This window comes from Streptomyces pristinaespiralis, from assembly GCF_001278075.1.
Taxonomy (GTDB): Bacteria; Actinomycetota; Actinomycetes; order Streptomycetales; family Streptomycetaceae; genus Streptomyces; species Streptomyces pristinaespiralis.
This window is the reverse complement of the sequence record NZ_CP011340.1, coordinates 5,612,881-5,627,758: the sequence shown is the minus strand read 5'-3', so window position 1 is coordinate 5,627,758 and position 14,878 is coordinate 5,612,881. Positions and strand designations below refer to the sequence as shown.

The following is a 14,878-nucleotide window of genomic DNA, read 5'->3' as shown; positions in this document are numbered from 1 at the left end:
CCGCGGTCACCTCTCCTTCTGCAGTAGGGACAGCGCGGCGATGAGCTCCGCCTGGGGCTCCGGGCTCACCTCGAGCACGTCGAGGGGCGCCAGCCGCCGCTCCCGCTCGCTGTTCAGTACGTCGTCGATGTACGTCGTCGCCAGCTCGCCGCCCTTGTCGCGCAGCCGCAGCGCGCTCTGTGCGCCGATCCGCTCGGCGAGCCGCTCGCCCGCGCCGCGCGCCCGCCGCCCGCCCAGCAGCGAGGTCGCGAGCAGTGCGGCCACCGTCTCGGGATCGGGCGCGGCGTTGCGTTCCATCCCCCGCACCTCTTCCTCGGCCAGCTCCTCGAGGACCCGCCGCCAGCGCCGCACGGCCATCCCGATCCGCTCTCCGGCCTCCAGGTCGCGCCGGCCGCTGCGGACGACCCCGGCGGCCGCGGGCTCACGCCGCCAGGCGTTCTCGACCTGTTCGTCGGCGGCCGCGACAGCGCACTGCAGCAGCGCGGACAGGCTGGCAACGAGCGAGTCCAGCAGCTCGGCGGCCGAGCTGTCGCGCGGATAGCCGCGCCAGCGCGTGCGTGCGTCGCCGGCCAGTACGGCGCCTGCCCGCAGCTGCCTGCGCACCCGGTCGCGCTCCGCCTCGTACGCCTCTTCGACCGCGCTCGTCAGCCGTACGGCCGCCGCGTACTGGGCCGCGACCGCGCTCGCCAGCTCCGGCATCCGCATGTTGAGCGAATCGATCACGCCCCCTGCCGTACGGCTGAGGGCCTGCTGGCGCGCCGCCGGGTCCTGGGCCCGGTGGGCGAGCCAGGAGAACAGTCCGGCGACGGCCGTGTTGGGCAGCAGTCCGTTCGCGCCGCCGGCCGACTCGGGCAGCTCCGGGATCGTGAACCGGGGGACGTCGCCGAGGCCCGCCTTCGTGAGCAGCGCCGCGTACTGGCGCGACACCTCCTCGACCACCTGGTGCGGCACCCGGTCGAGCACGGTCACCAGCGTGGCGTTGTACTCCTTGGCGGTGCGCAGCAGGTGCCACGGGACGGCGTCGGCGTAGCGGGAGGCCGTCGTCACCATCACCCACACATCGGCGGCACAGAGCAACTCCCCGGCCAGCAGCCGGTTCTCGACGACCAGCGAGTCGATGTCGGGCGCGTCGAGCAGGGCCAGGCCGCGGGGCAGCAGGGAGGCCGTCTCGATCCGCAGCGCCTTCTCCTCCGCTGCCCGCCCGCCGCCGTTACGGCCGCCGGCGGTACGGCCGCCTGCCCTGGCGGGCAGCAGGTGCTCCTCCTCGCCGTCCTCCTGCGGGGGCATCCAGACCCTCGTGAGCTCCGGCAGCACCCGCATTCCCGCGAACCAGTGATGGTCGTCGGGGTGGCACACCAGCACGGGCGTACGGGTCGTCGGCCGCAGCACCCCCGCCTCGCTGACCCGTCGTCCGACAAGGGAGTTGACGAGGGTGGACTTCCCGGCGCCCGTGGACCCGCCGATCACGGCGAGCAGGGGGGCTTCGGGATCTTTGAGACGGGGCACCAGATAGTCGTCGAGCTGGGCGAGCAGCTCGGACCGCGTCTGCCGGGCCCGGGGCGCGCCCGCGAGGGGAAGTGGAAGACGCACGGCGGCGACACGGTCGCGCAGGGCGGAAAGTGCGTCGATCAGCTGAGGCCGTGCATCCAAGGTCACCACATGCGAAGAATGCCCAATTTTGGTGACTTTTTGAAGCGTATGACGATCTCTGCGCGCCGATCAGACAGATGGGACACATGGGACGAGTGGGACGCAGGCATAACGAGTGCACAACACCCGGGACGCGAGACGCAAAAAGCGGTGCACGAATCGCACCTGCCTGCGATTATCGGTTCGCTTCACCGAACCTCCACATCGTGCCACGCAGGCGAAGCAACCGGGCCAAGGGGATCGGAGCCCTATCCTTGAGCCCGGCAAGGTCACGGACCACCCGAGGGGGGCTCCAGGCCACCGAGGCCATCACCGGCCCCCGTAGCTCAGTGGATAGAGCAGGCGCCTTCTAAGCGCTTGGCCGCAGGTTCGAGTCCTGCCGGGGGCGCTCACAGCGCACCAAACACAAGGCCCTCCGACCCGGAGGGCCTTTTTGCTGGTCAGCGGCAGCGTAGCGGGGCGGGCGTAGCGGACACGTAAGCGCCGGGCCCGCCTCTCGTGAGCCGCGGAGGGCCTGTCGGCCTTCCGCGGCTGATCAGAAACACCAGGGCTCACGGGCCGCAGATTCGCTGCGCCTGGGACGCGGCCCTGTCACGATCGGCCCTGGCGTCGGCCACCGCGTGCTCTCCGATGGTGCCCGGGTGCCCGCCCTGGGCGATGACGTCCTTGTACCACCTCACCGTGTCCTGATAGTCCCTCTCCGACATCTCGGCGACCGCTCTCGCCTTCTCGCATTGACTCGGCGCAACGGCGGGCGCCGCGTGAGCCGCTGAGGGGAGAGCGAAGGCCAACGCGGCAGCGGCCGCGCCGACGAACAGGCGTAGAGAGTTCATGCAGGGGCCTCCGATCGGAAGGGTGCTGACGGTGACGACGCGAGCCTCGACCCACCGGCTCGAATCGGCGGTGGCCACGCACCCGGTGGCGCAGGTCGGGTCGCCGTGTCGTTCGTGGCAACGCCGCGAAGTCCCGCCGACGCGAACAGTCATTCCAGAGCTGTGGGATACGAGGGCCGGCGCCGAACACGGCGGGCCCGTGAACGCTGTCCGGCCCGCGGCACTCGCCCGATACCGAGTCCTCGGCGCCGCGACGCCTGGAGGAGCGCACCTCCACCACCATCACCCATGGGGGCCGGCCCTGCCACCGGACAGGCACCGTGGCGCGGCCGGCCGGGGCGCACGCGGGTCGGAGATTTCGGAGCATGGCATCCGCACGCCCCGCATAACGGGAGAAACCACCATCCGGCTTGAAGAATTTGTGAAGACCGGACCATCCTTCCGCCATGACTCTCGCCGCTGCGGATCTCGATGTGTCCAACTTGCCCGCATACGCCCATGATTGGGCGCTTGTCGACGTGGAGACCTCGGGTCTCGTCGCGCGGCGGGACCGGGTTCTGTCCGTCGCCGTGGTGACCGTCGGGCCGGACGGCGCGCAGACCGGGGAGTTCTCCACGCTGCTGGATCCGGGATGTGATCCGGGGCCGGTCCACGTCCACGGGCTGACGGCCGAACGGCTGCACGGGGCACCGGCGTTCGAGGAGGTCGCGCAGCGGATCTCGCAGATGCTCGAGGGGCGGGTGCTCGTCGCCCACAACGCGCAGTTCGACTACGACTTCCTCGCTCACGAGTTCGCCCGCGCCGGCGTGTCGCTGCCGGTCGCCAGGCGGCTGTGCACTCTGGCGCTGAACCGGCGGGTCGATCCGCCGACGCAGGATCTACGGCTCGGGACGCTGGCCGCCCACTACGGCGTCCCCCAACTGCGGGCCCACGACGCCTTGGACGACACGCGCGTGCTGGCCGGCGTGCTGCGCGCGTCCCTCCGGGAGGCGGCGCGGCTGGACCTGCGACTGCCGTTCGTCGCCTGCCCGCCCCGGCAGGACGCGCGGTTCACTCCGAGCCCGCCCAAGACGCCCTGCGCCTACCGCAATCCGGGGCGGATGGCCATGGGCGGCCCGCTCGTGCAGGGCATGAAGATCGCCGTCACGGGCCCGACGGCAATGTCCCGCCCCGAGCTGGTCGCCAGGGCCGTGGCCGCCGGGCTCAATGTGATGGGCTCCGTCAGCCGGCACACCGGAGTTCTGGTCACGAACGACCGGTCCTCCGGTTCGGCGAAGGCCCGTCGGGCCGTCGCCGAGGGTGTGCCCGTCATCGACGAGCAGGAGTTCCTGAGGCTGCTCGAAGACGTTCGGCCGGGCACGGCGCACGAGACGTCGACCGATGCCGCTCCCGAGACCGCCGTCCTGGTGACCGCCGCTCCCCCGGCCTCCGTCCCGGTGGCCGCAACTCCCGTGACCGAGACCGCGTCGGCCGCTCCGGGACCCGCCGCGCGCAGATCCACGCCCGCCGCGCCCGTCCCAGCGGTCCCCGCCGCGCCCGTCCCAGCGGTCCCGGCCGCGCGCAAGCCCGCTGCCACCGCGCCCGCTCCCACCGAACCCGTCCCCGCCGCGCGGGAGGCGGCCCCGGCCAGGCCGCTGCGCGGGCGGCGGGTGCTGGTGCTCGGCGGGTCGCACCCCGAGGCGGCATCCGCCCGTGCCCGTGTCGTCGAGCTCGGAGGCGCCGCTGCGATCAACCTTTCCTCCGGCGTCACCGACGTCGTCCTGCTGGCCGGCGCCGAGGCCGACCGCCGGATGCGGCGGATCGCGACGCTCCTGATCCCGGCGTACGAGGAGGCGTGGCTGGACGCCCCCGTCGTAGCCCCCGTGCCCGACTGGAGCGAGCGGCGGCAGGGTCCGCAGGTGCTGCCGAGGGGAGGTGTCGTCGACCTGCCGGACCGCCGGGCCGGGTCCCTGTGGAGCGTCAGCGCCACCTGGGCGCAGCAGACGACCTGCGAGATCGACCTGGTCGCGTTCCTCGTCGACGAGGACGACCAGGTGACCTGCGACGAGCACTTCGTCTTCTACGGAGCGCCGGAAAGCCCGGACGGAGCCGTACGGTTGCTGACCGACGGTCCGACGGAGCAGACAGTCACCGCCGATCTCGGAGCGCTGCCGCCGGCGGTCAGGCGGGTCGTCGTCGCGGCGGCGATCGACGGCACGCCGACGTTCGGCGACGTCGGCGCCGTCCAGGTCACGACCGGCCCCGGCGGAAGCGCCGCTCCGCTCGCGCAGGCCGCCCTCGACGCCGCCACCACGGAGCGGACGCTGCTGCTCGCCGAGCTCTACCGCCGCGGGCCGCTGTGGCGCTTCCGGGCCGTGGGCCAGGGCTACGACCACGGGCTGGCGGCGCTGGCCCGCGGCTACGGGGTCGATGTCGCGGACTGATCCGCCGGGGCGCCACCGGGCGCCCCTCACACCTCGTACGGCCCTTACGTACGGCGCGCGTTGAACATCCCGGCGCGCGCGTCCGTACTCACCTCTGCGTGCCGTGCCAGCCGCCACAACACAGCTCCCGAATGCCAACTGCCATTTTTCTCCATGCCGAGCCGGGAGGCATCAATGCATTCGAACCGACGTGCAGCACGCTCCAAGGTTTCCGTGCGGGTCGTCGCCATGGTCACCGCCGCCGTCGCCGCGGCCGTGCTGGTGGTCGTGTCGCTCGAGACGGGAAGCGGGGAGGCGACCGCGGGGACCGCCGCGACGGGCGGGGCCGCCCAGCACGGCGCCGGTCACGCGGGGGCCGGGTTCTCGGGGGCGACGGCCGCGGAGGCCCAGGGACCGCAGAAGGTGACCGAGGTCGACCGGACGTTCCTGGTGAAGGTGCGGCAGGCGGGACTCTGGGAGATACCCGCGGGGCGGCTGGCCCAGACCCACGCCTCCAGTGAGGCCGTGAAGCGTGCCGGGCTGCATCTCCTCGACGGACACAGCAAGCTCGACCAGCTCGTGCGCGAGGACGCCAAGATCCTCGGGGTGCAGCTCCCCAACGAGGCCACCGAGGAGCAGCAGGGCTTCGTGACACAGCTGGAGAACGCCCAGGGCGCCGAGTTCGACCGGCTCTTCGCGAACCTGCTGCGTTCCTCGCACGGCAAGATCTTCGCCACCATCGCCGAGGTAAGGGCCGCCACGCAGAACGACCTGATCCGCCGTCACGCCCGTCAGGCGAACCAGACGGTGCTGGACCACATGGAGGTCCTGGAGGACACCGGGCTCGTCGACGCCGCGACCTTCGCGGAGGTCGAGGCGGCGGTCGCTCCGAAGTGACCCGGCGCACCGCCTCTGCGGACGTCGGCGGACCCGACCCCGCCAAGGGGAAGTAAAATCCCTTGCACTGTGCAATGCTTCTCGTGGTGGAGGACCCGGCAGCTCGCCGGCCTCTGCCCGGGAGCGGCACTGGCACGGTGACGCAGCTCGACCACCGCACGCCGGCGATGTCGACCGGGTCCTCCCCGCCGCCCCCCGCCGGGCCTTCAGCGGGTGCGGGTGTCAGCGACCGGGCCGCGGGCCCATGTCCGACCAGCCCAGCGGATACAGCTCGCTGTCCTCGTCGGGCACCGCCGGTTCACCGCCCGCCTCCGTGAAGGCGGCCAGGGCGCCGATGAGCGCCGCCCGCTGCGAGGGGTCCAGCCGTTCGACGATGGTCGCGATCTCCTTGCGGCGCTGGGAGGTGACGTCCTCGACGATGCGCCGGCCCTCCGTCGTCAGCCGCAGCACCGTCTCGCGCCGGTTGTCGGGGTTGACCTGCCGGTCGGCCAGGCCCGCCGCGATCAGCCGGTCCACCATGCGCATGGCCGTCGACGGGTTCACACCGAGCCGGTCGGCGAGCACGACCAGCTTCGCCGGCCCCTCCAGCGACAGCACGACCAGCAGTCGGAACTGCGGCAACGTCACCCGGTCCTCGACCGCGGCGAGCGAGCGGGCCGAGAGGGCGACGAGCAGCCGGGACGCGGTCAGCACCGCGCGGGTCACGGCGTCGACGTCGTCCATCCCCCGTGAGGAGTACGAGGAGTGCGCTGGTTCGGTCATTTCTTCTTTGTACCGCGCCCCGCCCCGGTACCGTGCGGCGGCCTCGCTCCGAGTCCCCTCGCCGGGCGGCCCGCACTGCGCCGCTCCCCCGGCGCCGGGCGGCAAGGAGCCGGGCCCGGCCCGCCGGCGTCTCGCCGCGCCGCCCTCATCCCTCCCGGCGGTGGCGGATCAGCAGCATCGCGGCGTCGTCGTGCGGAGGCGCCTGGGCGTACTGCTCCAGGTCCGCGCGGAGTTCCGCCAGCGCCGCCTCCGGGTCCTTCGTCCTCAGCAGATGGCCGCGCTCGCCGAGCGGGTAGAACCGGCCGCCGCGGTCGCGGGTCTCGGTGACCCCGTCCGTGTACAAAAACATCTGGTCGCCCGGCGCGAAGTCGGCGGTGAACGGCTGCGGGGCGGACGTCCCGTGGAGGCCGAGCCCGAGCGGCAGGGCACGCCTGGGCGGTTCGGCGAAGGAGACCGTTCCGTCTCCGCGCACCACCATCGGCGCGGGATGCCCGTAGTTGAGCAAGGTCGCGCCCTTGCCCGGCTCCAGTTCCGCGAGCACCGCCGTGACGAACTTCTCCCCGCCCTGCAACTCCCGTTCGAGGGCTCTCTCGAGCCGCTCGCCGACGCCTGCCAGGTCCTCCTCCTCGTGCGCCGCCTCGCGGAAGGCACCGAGGACCACGGCTGCCGTCTCGACCGCCTCGAGCCCTTTCCCCTGGACGTCGCCGACGATGACGCGCACGCCGCCGGGTGAGGTGACCACCTCGTACAGGTCGCCGCCGATACGGGCCTCCGCGACCGCCGAGGTGTAGGAGACGGCCACCCGCAGATGGCCCGCCGTGCGCGGCACGGGCCGCAGCAGCACGCGCTGCGCGACCTCCGCGATGGAACGCATGCTGGCGAGCTCGGCCTCGCGCCGCTGCCGCATCACCGCGGCCGCCACGCCCGCTCCGGTCACCCCGGCGACGGAGGCCATGGCGGAGTACCAGCGGCGCTCGCCGAGCACCCCGTCGTAGATCCCGAGGCCGAAGCAGAAGCCCAGCGACAGGACGCCGATCAGTGCCGTACGCCGCCATCCGCCCACGAGCCCGGCGAAGGCCGGACCCAGCGAGACGAGGGCGAGGAATCCCACGCTCGACCCGGCCGTCACGTCGACCAGGGCGACTATGCCCATCACCACGAAGGGGAGCGCGGACAGCAGTCGGGAGCTCGACGGGATCTGCTCTGCCAAGTCGGACTCCGCGGTTGATCGGCTGGCGGGAACGGTCTCCGTCGGCGACACGGCCACGCGGCAGCCGGGCGCGCGGAGGAGTGGCGCGGTCGCCCCCGTCGGCCTCGTCACCACATTTAGACTATGCAAAGGTTGCACAGTCGAATCGTCCTGGTCCGCCCCCGTTACCGAATCGAAGCCGCTCTCACAGAACTCGGCCGGACAGCCCCGAGGCCGCCGCCCCCGCTCCGCACCACTCACGAGAGGCAGCTACGTGACTTCTCCGCACCCCGCGCCGCAGCGTCCCCCGCTCCCCCTCGGTGTCAAACGGTTCGTGGCCAGGCTGCCGGTCCACCTCTACCGGATCGGCCTCGGCCCGCTGTTCGGGCGGCGCCTGTTGCTCCTGATCCACACCGGCCGTACGTCGGGGCTGACCCGCAAGACCGTCGTCGAAGTGGTGGAATGCGACCGGACCGGCGGATCGTGGACGGTGGCTTCGGGCTTCGGCCCCCGGGCCCAGTGGTACCGCAACCTCCTCCACACTCCGCAGGCCACCATCCAGGTCGGCCGCCGCTACTACCCGGTGACGGCGCAGCCGGTCACGCCGGAGGAGGGCGGCCGGCTCATGGCTCGGTACGCGCCCCGCCATCCGCTCGCCGCCCGGTTGCTCTGCCGGTTCATGGGGTACGAGGTCGACGGCAGCGAGGCCGGCTATCGGCGGGTGGGCGAATCGATCCCGTTCCTGCGGCTCGAGGCGGCGCCCGGCAGTTTCTGACGCGTGGTACCTCGCGTCACGGGACCCCCGTGCCCTGAGTGCCCGCGCGCCGGAGCGCCCGCGCCTCAGGCCGTCGCGGCGCAGACCATGAGCACGAAGGCGGCAAGGGCGAACAGGGTGCGCACCAGGTGCAGGGCGTTCCACTTGCCCTCGAACGCGGCCCGGACGTCCCGGGCGGCCCGCGGCGAGTTCTCCGCCGCCGCGAGGGCGTTGTTCAGCGGGACGTTACCGGCGCTGGTGATGACGTGGCCGACGAACGCGCAGACGAGGGCCGCGACGACGAGCCAGCGGTCGGTGGCGGTGCGGCCGTCGACGGGGACGAAGAGCACCGCGAGCGGGAATCCGAGGCTGCCGAGGAAGGACAGCATGAACGCGCCCCGTGGCACCTTCTCGTTGATGCGGCGCATGGCGGGCACGAACTGTTCGTCGGTCAGGGTCGCGAGCGCGGGCATGATGCCCGTCTGGAAGATCACGAAGAAGCCCGCGTACAGACCGGTGGACACGACGGCAAGGGCGAGGAGAAGGGTGGCCATGCCGTTCATGATGGCCCGACGCGGAGGGCGGCGCGCCGTGTTTTCGGACGGGGTGGGGCGGTTCGAGGCCGGTTTCCCACCGGCCTCGAACCATCCTCGAACCGCTCGCTGTTCGCGTGCGAACCATCCGCGAGCGGACCCCGCCGGAGTCAGTAGCGCCCCGACCGCCTCGCCTGCTCGATGGCGTCGGCCAGGTCCTCGACGGCGCTGTCCTCCGTGGAGCCCGCGAGCGCCCGCGCCCGGTCCTCGAGCGCGCCGAGGCCCGGCGCGCCCGGCACAGAACCTCCGCGCAGCGATTCGGCGAAGTACGCCGCGACCGCCGTGATCTGGAGCCGCTCGGACGGGGCGTCCCACAGCGCCCCGTCGATCGCGTCGGTCTCCACGGAGCCGCTCTCCTCGTGCGGCGCCCGGGTCCTGGGGTCGAGCCAGCGCACGGTCGCGGTGGCGACGTGGCCGCGCGCGCCGTCCCGCAGGCGGACCGCGTAGAGCGCCGTCACCGTGTGGCCGGGGCCCACCTCGCCGCCGTCCACCTTGTCGTCGCGGAAGTCGTCGTCCGCGACCTCCCGGTTCTCGTAGCCGATGAGCCGGAACTGCTGGACGGTCTGCGGGTCGAAGGCGACCTGAGCCTTGGCGTCCCGGGCCCGCAGTTCGACGTGGCGGGGCAGCTGGTCGACGAAGACCTTGCGTGCCTCCTCGTCGGTGGAGACGTAGGTGGTGTGGCCGTCGCCCTTGTCGGCGAGGCGTTCCATCAGGTCGTCGCCGTAATCGCTGCCGACGCCGACGCCGAACAGGGTGATGCCGTGCTCACGCCGGGCGTCCTCGATGCGCTCGAGGATCGCCTCCGCCTTGGTCTCACCGGTGTTGGCGAGGGCGTCGGACAGCAGCACCACGCGGTTGGTGGCGCCCTTCCTGCGGCCTTCCACGGCCTCGTCGTAGCCGGTCGTGACGCCGGCCTCCACATTGGTGGAGTCGGTCGGCTCCAGTTCGTCGACCACGGACCGGATGCGGTCGCGGTTGCCGTCGAGGCGGGTCATGGGCAGCCGGGTCTCCGCCTCGCCGCTGAAGGTGACGACGGCGATCGAGTCGTCGTCGCGCAGCTGGTCGGTGAGCGTGCCCAGCGACTTCTTGACGAGGTCGAGCCGGCCCGGTTCCGCCATCGAGCCGGAGATGTCGATCACGAAGGTGAGCGCGGCGGGGGGCCGGTCGGCCTCGCGGCCGGTGGGCCGGGTGGCGAGCCCGATCCGGACGAGGGACCAGTCGCCGTCCTCGTATCCCTCGGCGTCCTGGGTCTGCGGCTTGATCTCGCCCTCGCCGCCGCCGGCGTCGACGGATCCCGGCCGGGCTCCGTCGACGCTCACGGTGAACCCGTCGCCCTCGGGCCGCGGATAGTCCTGCCGGAAGCTGTTGATGAACTCTTCGGGCCGGACCTGGTGCCGGCCCGGCGCACGGCCCTCCTTGAGCAGGCGGCGCGTGTAGTCGTACGAGGCGGTGTCCACGTCGAGCGCGAACGTCGAGAGGTAGTCGGCGGGCGGCGCGACGTCCCGCTTCTCCTCACCCGACGTGTCCCGGTCGGGGCCGCCCTTGCCCCCGTCCGGCAGGACGGGCGCGGGCGCGCCGTCCGGCGCCGGCGCGTACCCCTCCGAGGTGTCGGTCGCCCGGTTCCCCGAGCCGCCGCAGCCCGCGGTGAGGAGCACACCGCCTGCCAGTACGGCCGCCACGACCGCCTTGCCCACCCTCGTACGCCTCGCTGTTCGGAACGTCATCCGGACTCCCCCTCGTGTCGTCGGCACTTGTGAATGTGACGTCCGAGAGGGCCGACAGGAGCAGTCGGCAGCGTTGCGGAAGAGTCTCAATGCGGCAACAGACCCGGCCTTTTGTCCGGTACGCCCCGCATCGCCCTACGAGACGATGTCCTTGCGGGCGAAGTTGCGGAACGCGAGCGCGAACAGGACCAGCGCGTAGGAGACGGAGACCGCGGAGCCCTTCAGCATGCCGCTCCACTCCAGTTGCGGCTGGAGGGCGTCGATCCAGGCGAACTGCCAGTGGGCGGGGAGGACTTCGCGCCAGCCGCCCAGCGCGGTGACCGCGTCGAGCACATTGCCCACGATCGTCAGGCCCACGGCCCCGCCGACCGCGCCCAGCGGCGCGTCGGTCTTCGTGGAGAGCCAGAACGCCAGCCCTGCGGTGACCAGTTGGGAGACGAACACGAACGCCACGACCAGGCCGATCCGCGCCAGGGTGTCAGCGGCCGCCAGGGATCCACCGGTGGGCAGTTCCAGCGGCCCCCAGCCGTAGGCGATCGTCCCGGAGACCAGCCCCACCAGCGGGAGCAGCAGCATCGCCGCCGCACTGAAACCCAGTGCCACGGCCAGCTTCGACCACAGCAGTCTGGTGCGCGGCACCGGTGCGGCCAGCAGGTAACGCAGGGACGACCAGTTGGCCTCCGACGCGACGGTGTCGCCGTGGAACAGCGCCACCGGCACCACGAGGAGGAAGCCGGCCGACACGAACAGGCAGGTGGCCGCGAAGTTCGCGCCGGACGCCGTGGCGGTGTCCATCAGGGTGATCCGGCCGTTGTCCCGGCCGTCGGGGGTGCCGCCGATCGCGAAGGCCGCGATCAGGACGAGCGGCAGCGCGCCGAGCACCCCGGCCATCACCAGCGTCCGGCGGCGCTTCAGCTGCCGCATCGCCTCCACCCGCAGCGGCAGTGTGCGGCGGGCGCGGTAGCCGGGCGCGGCCCCGACGAGCACGGGCGTCTTCGTGCCGGTCTCCACGGGCGCGCTCATGCGGAACCTCCGATCAGGGTGAGGAACGCGTCCTCCAGGCGGCGGTGCGGGCCTACGCCCGTCAGGGGCACGTCCAGGCGCACCAGTTCGGTGATCATCTCGGTGGCACTCGCTCCGTCGAGCCGTACGAGCAGTCCGTCGCCGGTGCGGACCGCGGAACCGATCCCGGGCAGCGCCGCGATCTTCTCGACGAGCGGCTCCGGCACCTCGCCGTCGACGGTGACGAGCAGGGTGTCGCTCTCGCCGGTGATCTCCGCGACCGGACCGGCCTGCACGAGCCGGCCGCGGTCCATGACCACCAGGTGGGTGCAGGACTGCTCGACCTCGGAGAGGAGGTGGCTGGAGACGATGACGGTCCGGCCGCCCTCGGCGTAGCGGATCATCACGTCCCGCATCTCGCGGATCTGCGGCGGGTCGAGCCCGTTGGTCGGCTCGTCGAGGATCAGCAGGTCCGGCATGCCGAGCATGGCCTGGGCGATGGCGAGCCGCTGGCGCATGCCCTGGGAGTAGGTGCGCACCGCGCGGGCCAGGGCGTCGCCGAGGCCGGCGATCTCCAGGGCCTCGTCGATGTGCGCGTCGGCCGCCGGACGGCCGGTGGCCTGCCAGTACAGCTCCAGGTTGTCGCGTCCCGACAGGTGCGGCAGGAACCCGGCGCCCTCGACGAAGGCGCCGACCCGGGAGAGTACGGGCGCGCCCGGCCTGATCGCGTGTCCGAAGACCCTGATCTCGCCCGCGTCGGGCCGGATCAGGCCCATGAGCATCCGCAACGTGGTGGTCTTGCCGGCGCCGTTGGGGCCGAGGAGGCCGAGCACCTGGCCCTTCTCGACGCGGAAGGACAGGTCCCGGACCGCGTACCGGTCGGCGGACCGGGAGTACTTCTTCGAGAGGCCGGTGATCTCCAGCGGCACCTCGGCGCGTTCCGCGTCGGGCGGCGGGGCGAGAGCACGGCGGCGGGCGGTGAGCAGCAGGGCCGCCGCCACGAGCGCGCCCGCGGCGGGCATCGCCCACACCCACCACGGCAGGCCGGCCGCCTGCGTCTTCACGGCGGGTGCGGTGGGCACCGCGAGCTGCCCGGCGAGGGAGACGGTGTACGTGGCGGGGGCGGCCGGGGAGGCGTAGCCGAGGTCGGTCGCCGACAGCACGAGACGCAGCCGGTGCCCGGCGTCGACCTCGTGGTCGACGGCCGGCAGGGTCAGTTCGACCTCCTTGCCGTCCTTCGCGTCCTCGACCCGTACGGGGGCGACGAGCTGGGAGGGCAGCACCTGCTGCCTGCCGTCCGGTCCGACGTCGTAGACCTTGGCGAACAGGACTGCGTCACCGCTGTCCGAGGCCACCTTCACCCTGACCGTGGGCGAGCCGGTGATGCGGACGGAGGTGTCGAGCGGCTTCGACGCGAAGCTCGCGAACTGGCCGGGGAAGTCCAGGGACAGGCCGATGCCGAGCGAGGACAGCGCGCCGGCGCCGCCGCTGAGGCCGGGGACGGCCGAGATGGCGGGCGGGGTGCCGCCCGCCGGGTTGGAGAACCGCTGCTCGCGGCCGGTGAGCGCGAACTGCCGGGTGCCGTCGGTCAGACCGGGGTAGGCGGGGCCCGTCGCTCCGCGCAGCAGCGCCTGGCCGTCGGTGGAGTCGACGCCGCCGGTGCGGCTGACACGGAAGGCGGGACCGGTGTCCACGCTCTTGTCCTGCTTCAGGTACCGGTCGAACCAGTCGCCGATGCGGCCCTCGACGCGGCCGGTCTCCCGGTCGCCGCCGTCGTGGCCGCCGGCGATCCAGTCGACGGCGACGGGTGCGCCGTTGGCGCGGATCGTCTTCGCCATGGCGTCGGCGTGCGAGAGGGGGAACAGCGAGTCGGACCGGCCCTGCACGATCAGCGCGGGCGTCCTGATGCGGTCGCCGACCGCGGAGGGGCTACGGCTCTCGAGGAGCTCGCGGGCCTCGGCGTCGGGCTTGCCCGCCACGGCGACCCGCTCGTACATCGCGCACAGGGCGGGCTCGAACGGCCCGCATCCGGCGGGGTTCGCGGGGGCGGGCGCGGCGGTCCCCTCGGGCGCGGCGGCGGCCTGGTCCTGGCCGGACGGGGCCTCGCCGGCGGGCGGCTCCTCGGGGGTGCCGGGCTGGACCCGGCCGCCTCCGGGGGCGGTGTCCAACGTGGCGGCGGAGCCGGTCGAGAAGAAGATCCCGGCCCACAGCTTCTTGAAGACGCCGTCGGGGAACAGGGCGTCCGCGAGGTTCCAGTACGTGATCTGGGGTGCGATCGCGTCGACCCGGCGGTCGTAGGCCGCGCCGAGCAGGGAGATCGCGCCGCCGTACGAGGAGCCGCTCATGCCGACGCGCGGGTCGCCGTCGGCGTCCAGCGTCACCTCCGGCCGCTTCGCCAGCCAGTCGATGAGCCGGGAGACGTCCTTGACCTCGCGCTCCGGGTCGTTGAGCCCGATCTGCCCGGTGGAGCGGCCGAAGCCGCGGGCCGACCAGGTCAGTACGGCGTAGCCGTCGCGGGCCAGCTGCTCGGCCTGCGCACGGACGTCCTCCTTGCTGCCGCCGAAGCCGTGCCCGAGCAGGACGGCGGGCCGCCGCTCGCTGCCGCCGCCGGTGAAGTACGAGGTGTCGATCTCCGCCCCGGGCATGCTGTGCACCCGGTCCTCGCGGTGCACGGCGGGCGCGGCGTCGTCGGCGACGGCGGTCCACGTACCGGCACCGGCGAGCACGGCGAAGGCGGCGACGCCCGCGAGCCATCGGCCCCGCGGCCGGGGAAGTCGGATCTGCATGGTTGAAACCCTAAGCGCACGGCTGCCCGGCGTCGGCTGCCGCCGGGTGGAACCGGTGCGCCTCCTGGAGTAGTACACGCCGCGGCCCCCGTACACCGGCCGCGGTACGGCGCGGCTCGCGAGGACCGGGACGACGGCGACGTGAAGATCGGACATTTGGGACTCGTGACGACGGGCGCACAAGATCCACACTTACTGAACCCCCTTCAAGAGGGGGACTTTTCCGGCCAGTTACTGATCAGTCGCACCCTTGTGTCGTAGGTCACATCACGGGACCCTGGCTCTC

Annotated in this window: 11 protein-coding genes and 1 tRNA gene; 4 read left to right on the top strand and 8 right to left on the bottom strand. The window is 72.7% G+C overall.

The features are described 5' to 3' along the window. Positions 1-6: 6 nt before the first annotated feature. Positions 7-1,650 carry a dynamin family protein gene (locus SPRI_RS23995; RefSeq protein WP_005317467.1) on the bottom strand — a complete coding sequence of 548 codons (1,644 nt, stop codon included), beginning with the start codon at positions 1,648-1,650 and terminating at the stop codon, positions 7-9. A 315-nt stretch (positions 1,651-1,965) separates the two neighbouring features. Here SPRI_RS23995 and SPRI_RS23990 point away from each other — a divergent pair. Continuing rightward, positions 1,966-2,038: transfer RNA gene (locus tag SPRI_RS23990), tRNA-Arg, on the top strand. 163 nt (positions 2,039-2,201) lie between these two features. On the opposite strand, the gene SPRI_RS23985 is transcribed toward SPRI_RS23990, so the two are convergent. Then, entirely contained in the window at positions 2,202-2,483 is a 282-nt protein-coding gene (locus SPRI_RS23985) for a hypothetical protein (RefSeq protein WP_159039483.1), read from the bottom strand. 446 nt (positions 2,484-2,929) lie between these two features. Here SPRI_RS23985 and SPRI_RS23980 point away from each other — a divergent pair, with 446 nt between their 5' ends. Together SPRI_RS23980 and SPRI_RS23975 are read left to right on the top strand one after the other, a co-directional pair. Next, the gene (locus SPRI_RS23980) at positions 2,930-4,906 is read left to right on the top strand and encodes a TerD family protein (RefSeq protein WP_053557285.1); all 1,977 of its coding nucleotides are present in this window, start codon (positions 2,930-2,932) and stop codon (positions 4,904-4,906) included. 174 nt (positions 4,907-5,080) lie between these two features. After that, a complete protein-coding gene (locus tag SPRI_RS23975; RefSeq protein WP_234020421.1) occupies positions 5,081-5,782 on the top strand; it encodes a DUF4142 domain-containing protein in 702 nt (233 codons plus the stop codon). Between the two features lie 222 nt (positions 5,783-6,004). Here the strand turns inward: SPRI_RS23975 and SPRI_RS23970 are convergent, their stop codons facing one another. Then, a complete protein-coding gene (locus SPRI_RS23970) occupies positions 6,005-6,505 on the bottom strand; it encodes a MarR family winged helix-turn-helix transcriptional regulator (protein ID WP_107082444.1) in 501 nt (166 codons plus the stop codon). Between the two features lie 184 nt (positions 6,506-6,689). Then, positions 6,690-7,697 carry a PP2C family protein-serine/threonine phosphatase gene (locus SPRI_RS23965; protein ID WP_050791741.1) on the bottom strand — a complete coding sequence of 336 codons (1,008 nt, stop codon included), beginning with the start codon at positions 7,695-7,697 and terminating at the stop codon, positions 6,690-6,692. 370 nt (positions 7,698-8,067) lie between these two features. Here SPRI_RS23965 and SPRI_RS39455 point away from each other — a divergent pair, with 370 nt between their 5' ends. Continuing rightward, positions 8,068-8,508 (top strand): nitroreductase family deazaflavin-dependent oxidoreductase, encoded by a 441-nt coding sequence (locus SPRI_RS39455; RefSeq protein WP_234020420.1) that lies wholly within the window; start codon positions 8,068-8,070, stop codon positions 8,506-8,508. Positions 8,509-8,573: 65 nt separating this feature from the next. Here SPRI_RS39455 and SPRI_RS23955 read toward each other — a convergent pair whose 3' ends face one another. The 4 genes from SPRI_RS23955 to SPRI_RS23940 all read right to left on the bottom strand — a co-directional run bounded on the left by SPRI_RS23955 (position 8,574) and on the right by SPRI_RS23940 (position 14,592). After that, the gene (locus tag SPRI_RS23955) at positions 8,574-9,041 is read right to left on the bottom strand and encodes an anthrone oxygenase family protein (RefSeq protein ID WP_037774633.1); all 468 of its coding nucleotides are present in this window, start codon (positions 9,039-9,041) and stop codon (positions 8,574-8,576) included. A 149-nt stretch (positions 9,042-9,190) separates the two neighbouring features. Further along, the gene (locus SPRI_RS23950) at positions 9,191-10,804 is read right to left on the bottom strand and encodes a vWA domain-containing protein (protein ID WP_053557283.1); all 1,614 of its coding nucleotides are present in this window, start codon (positions 10,802-10,804) and stop codon (positions 9,191-9,193) included. Positions 10,805-10,939: 135 nt separating this feature from the next. After that, on the bottom strand, positions 10,940-11,827 hold the full coding sequence (locus tag SPRI_RS23945; RefSeq protein WP_050791558.1) for an ABC transporter permease: 888 nt from the start codon (positions 11,825-11,827) through the stop codon (positions 10,940-10,942). Then, on the bottom strand, positions 11,824-14,592 hold the full coding sequence (locus SPRI_RS23940) for an alpha/beta fold hydrolase (RefSeq protein ID WP_005317440.1): 2,769 nt from the start codon (positions 14,590-14,592) through the stop codon (positions 11,824-11,826). Before SPRI_RS23940 ends, SPRI_RS23945 begins: the two co-directional genes overlap by 4 nt. Positions 14,593-14,878 lie beyond the last annotated feature (286 nt).

Coding starts and splice junctions, on each gene's coding strand:
- SPRI_RS23985 (WP_159039483.1), bottom strand. CDS start 2,483: ATGAACTCTCTACGCCTGTTCGTCGGCGCGGCCGCTGCCGCGTTGGCC.
- SPRI_RS23980 (WP_053557285.1), top strand. CDS start 2,930: ATGACTCTCGCCGCTGCGGATCTCGATGTGTCCAACTTGCCCGCATAC.
- SPRI_RS23975 (WP_234020421.1), top strand. CDS start 5,081: ATGCATTCGAACCGACGTGCAGCACGCTCCAAGGTTTCCGTGCGGGTC.
- SPRI_RS23970 (WP_107082444.1), bottom strand. CDS start 6,505: ATGGACGACGTCGACGCCGTGACCCGCGCGGTGCTGACCGCGTCCCGG.
- SPRI_RS23965 (WP_050791741.1), bottom strand. CDS start 7,697: ATGGGCATAGTCGCCCTGGTCGACGTGACGGCCGGGTCGAGCGTGGGA.
- SPRI_RS23955 (WP_037774633.1), bottom strand. CDS start 9,041: ATGGCCACCCTTCTCCTCGCCCTTGCCGTCGTGTCCACCGGTCTGTAC.
- SPRI_RS23950 (WP_053557283.1), bottom strand. CDS start 10,804: ATGACGTTCCGAACAGCGAGGCGTACGAGGGTGGGCAAGGCGGTCGTG.
- SPRI_RS23945 (WP_050791558.1), bottom strand. CDS start 11,827: ATGAGCGCGCCCGTGGAGACCGGCACGAAGACGCCCGTGCTCGTCGGG.
- SPRI_RS23940 (WP_005317440.1), bottom strand. CDS start 14,592: ATGCAGATCCGACTTCCCCGGCCGCGGGGCCGATGGCTCGCGGGCGTC.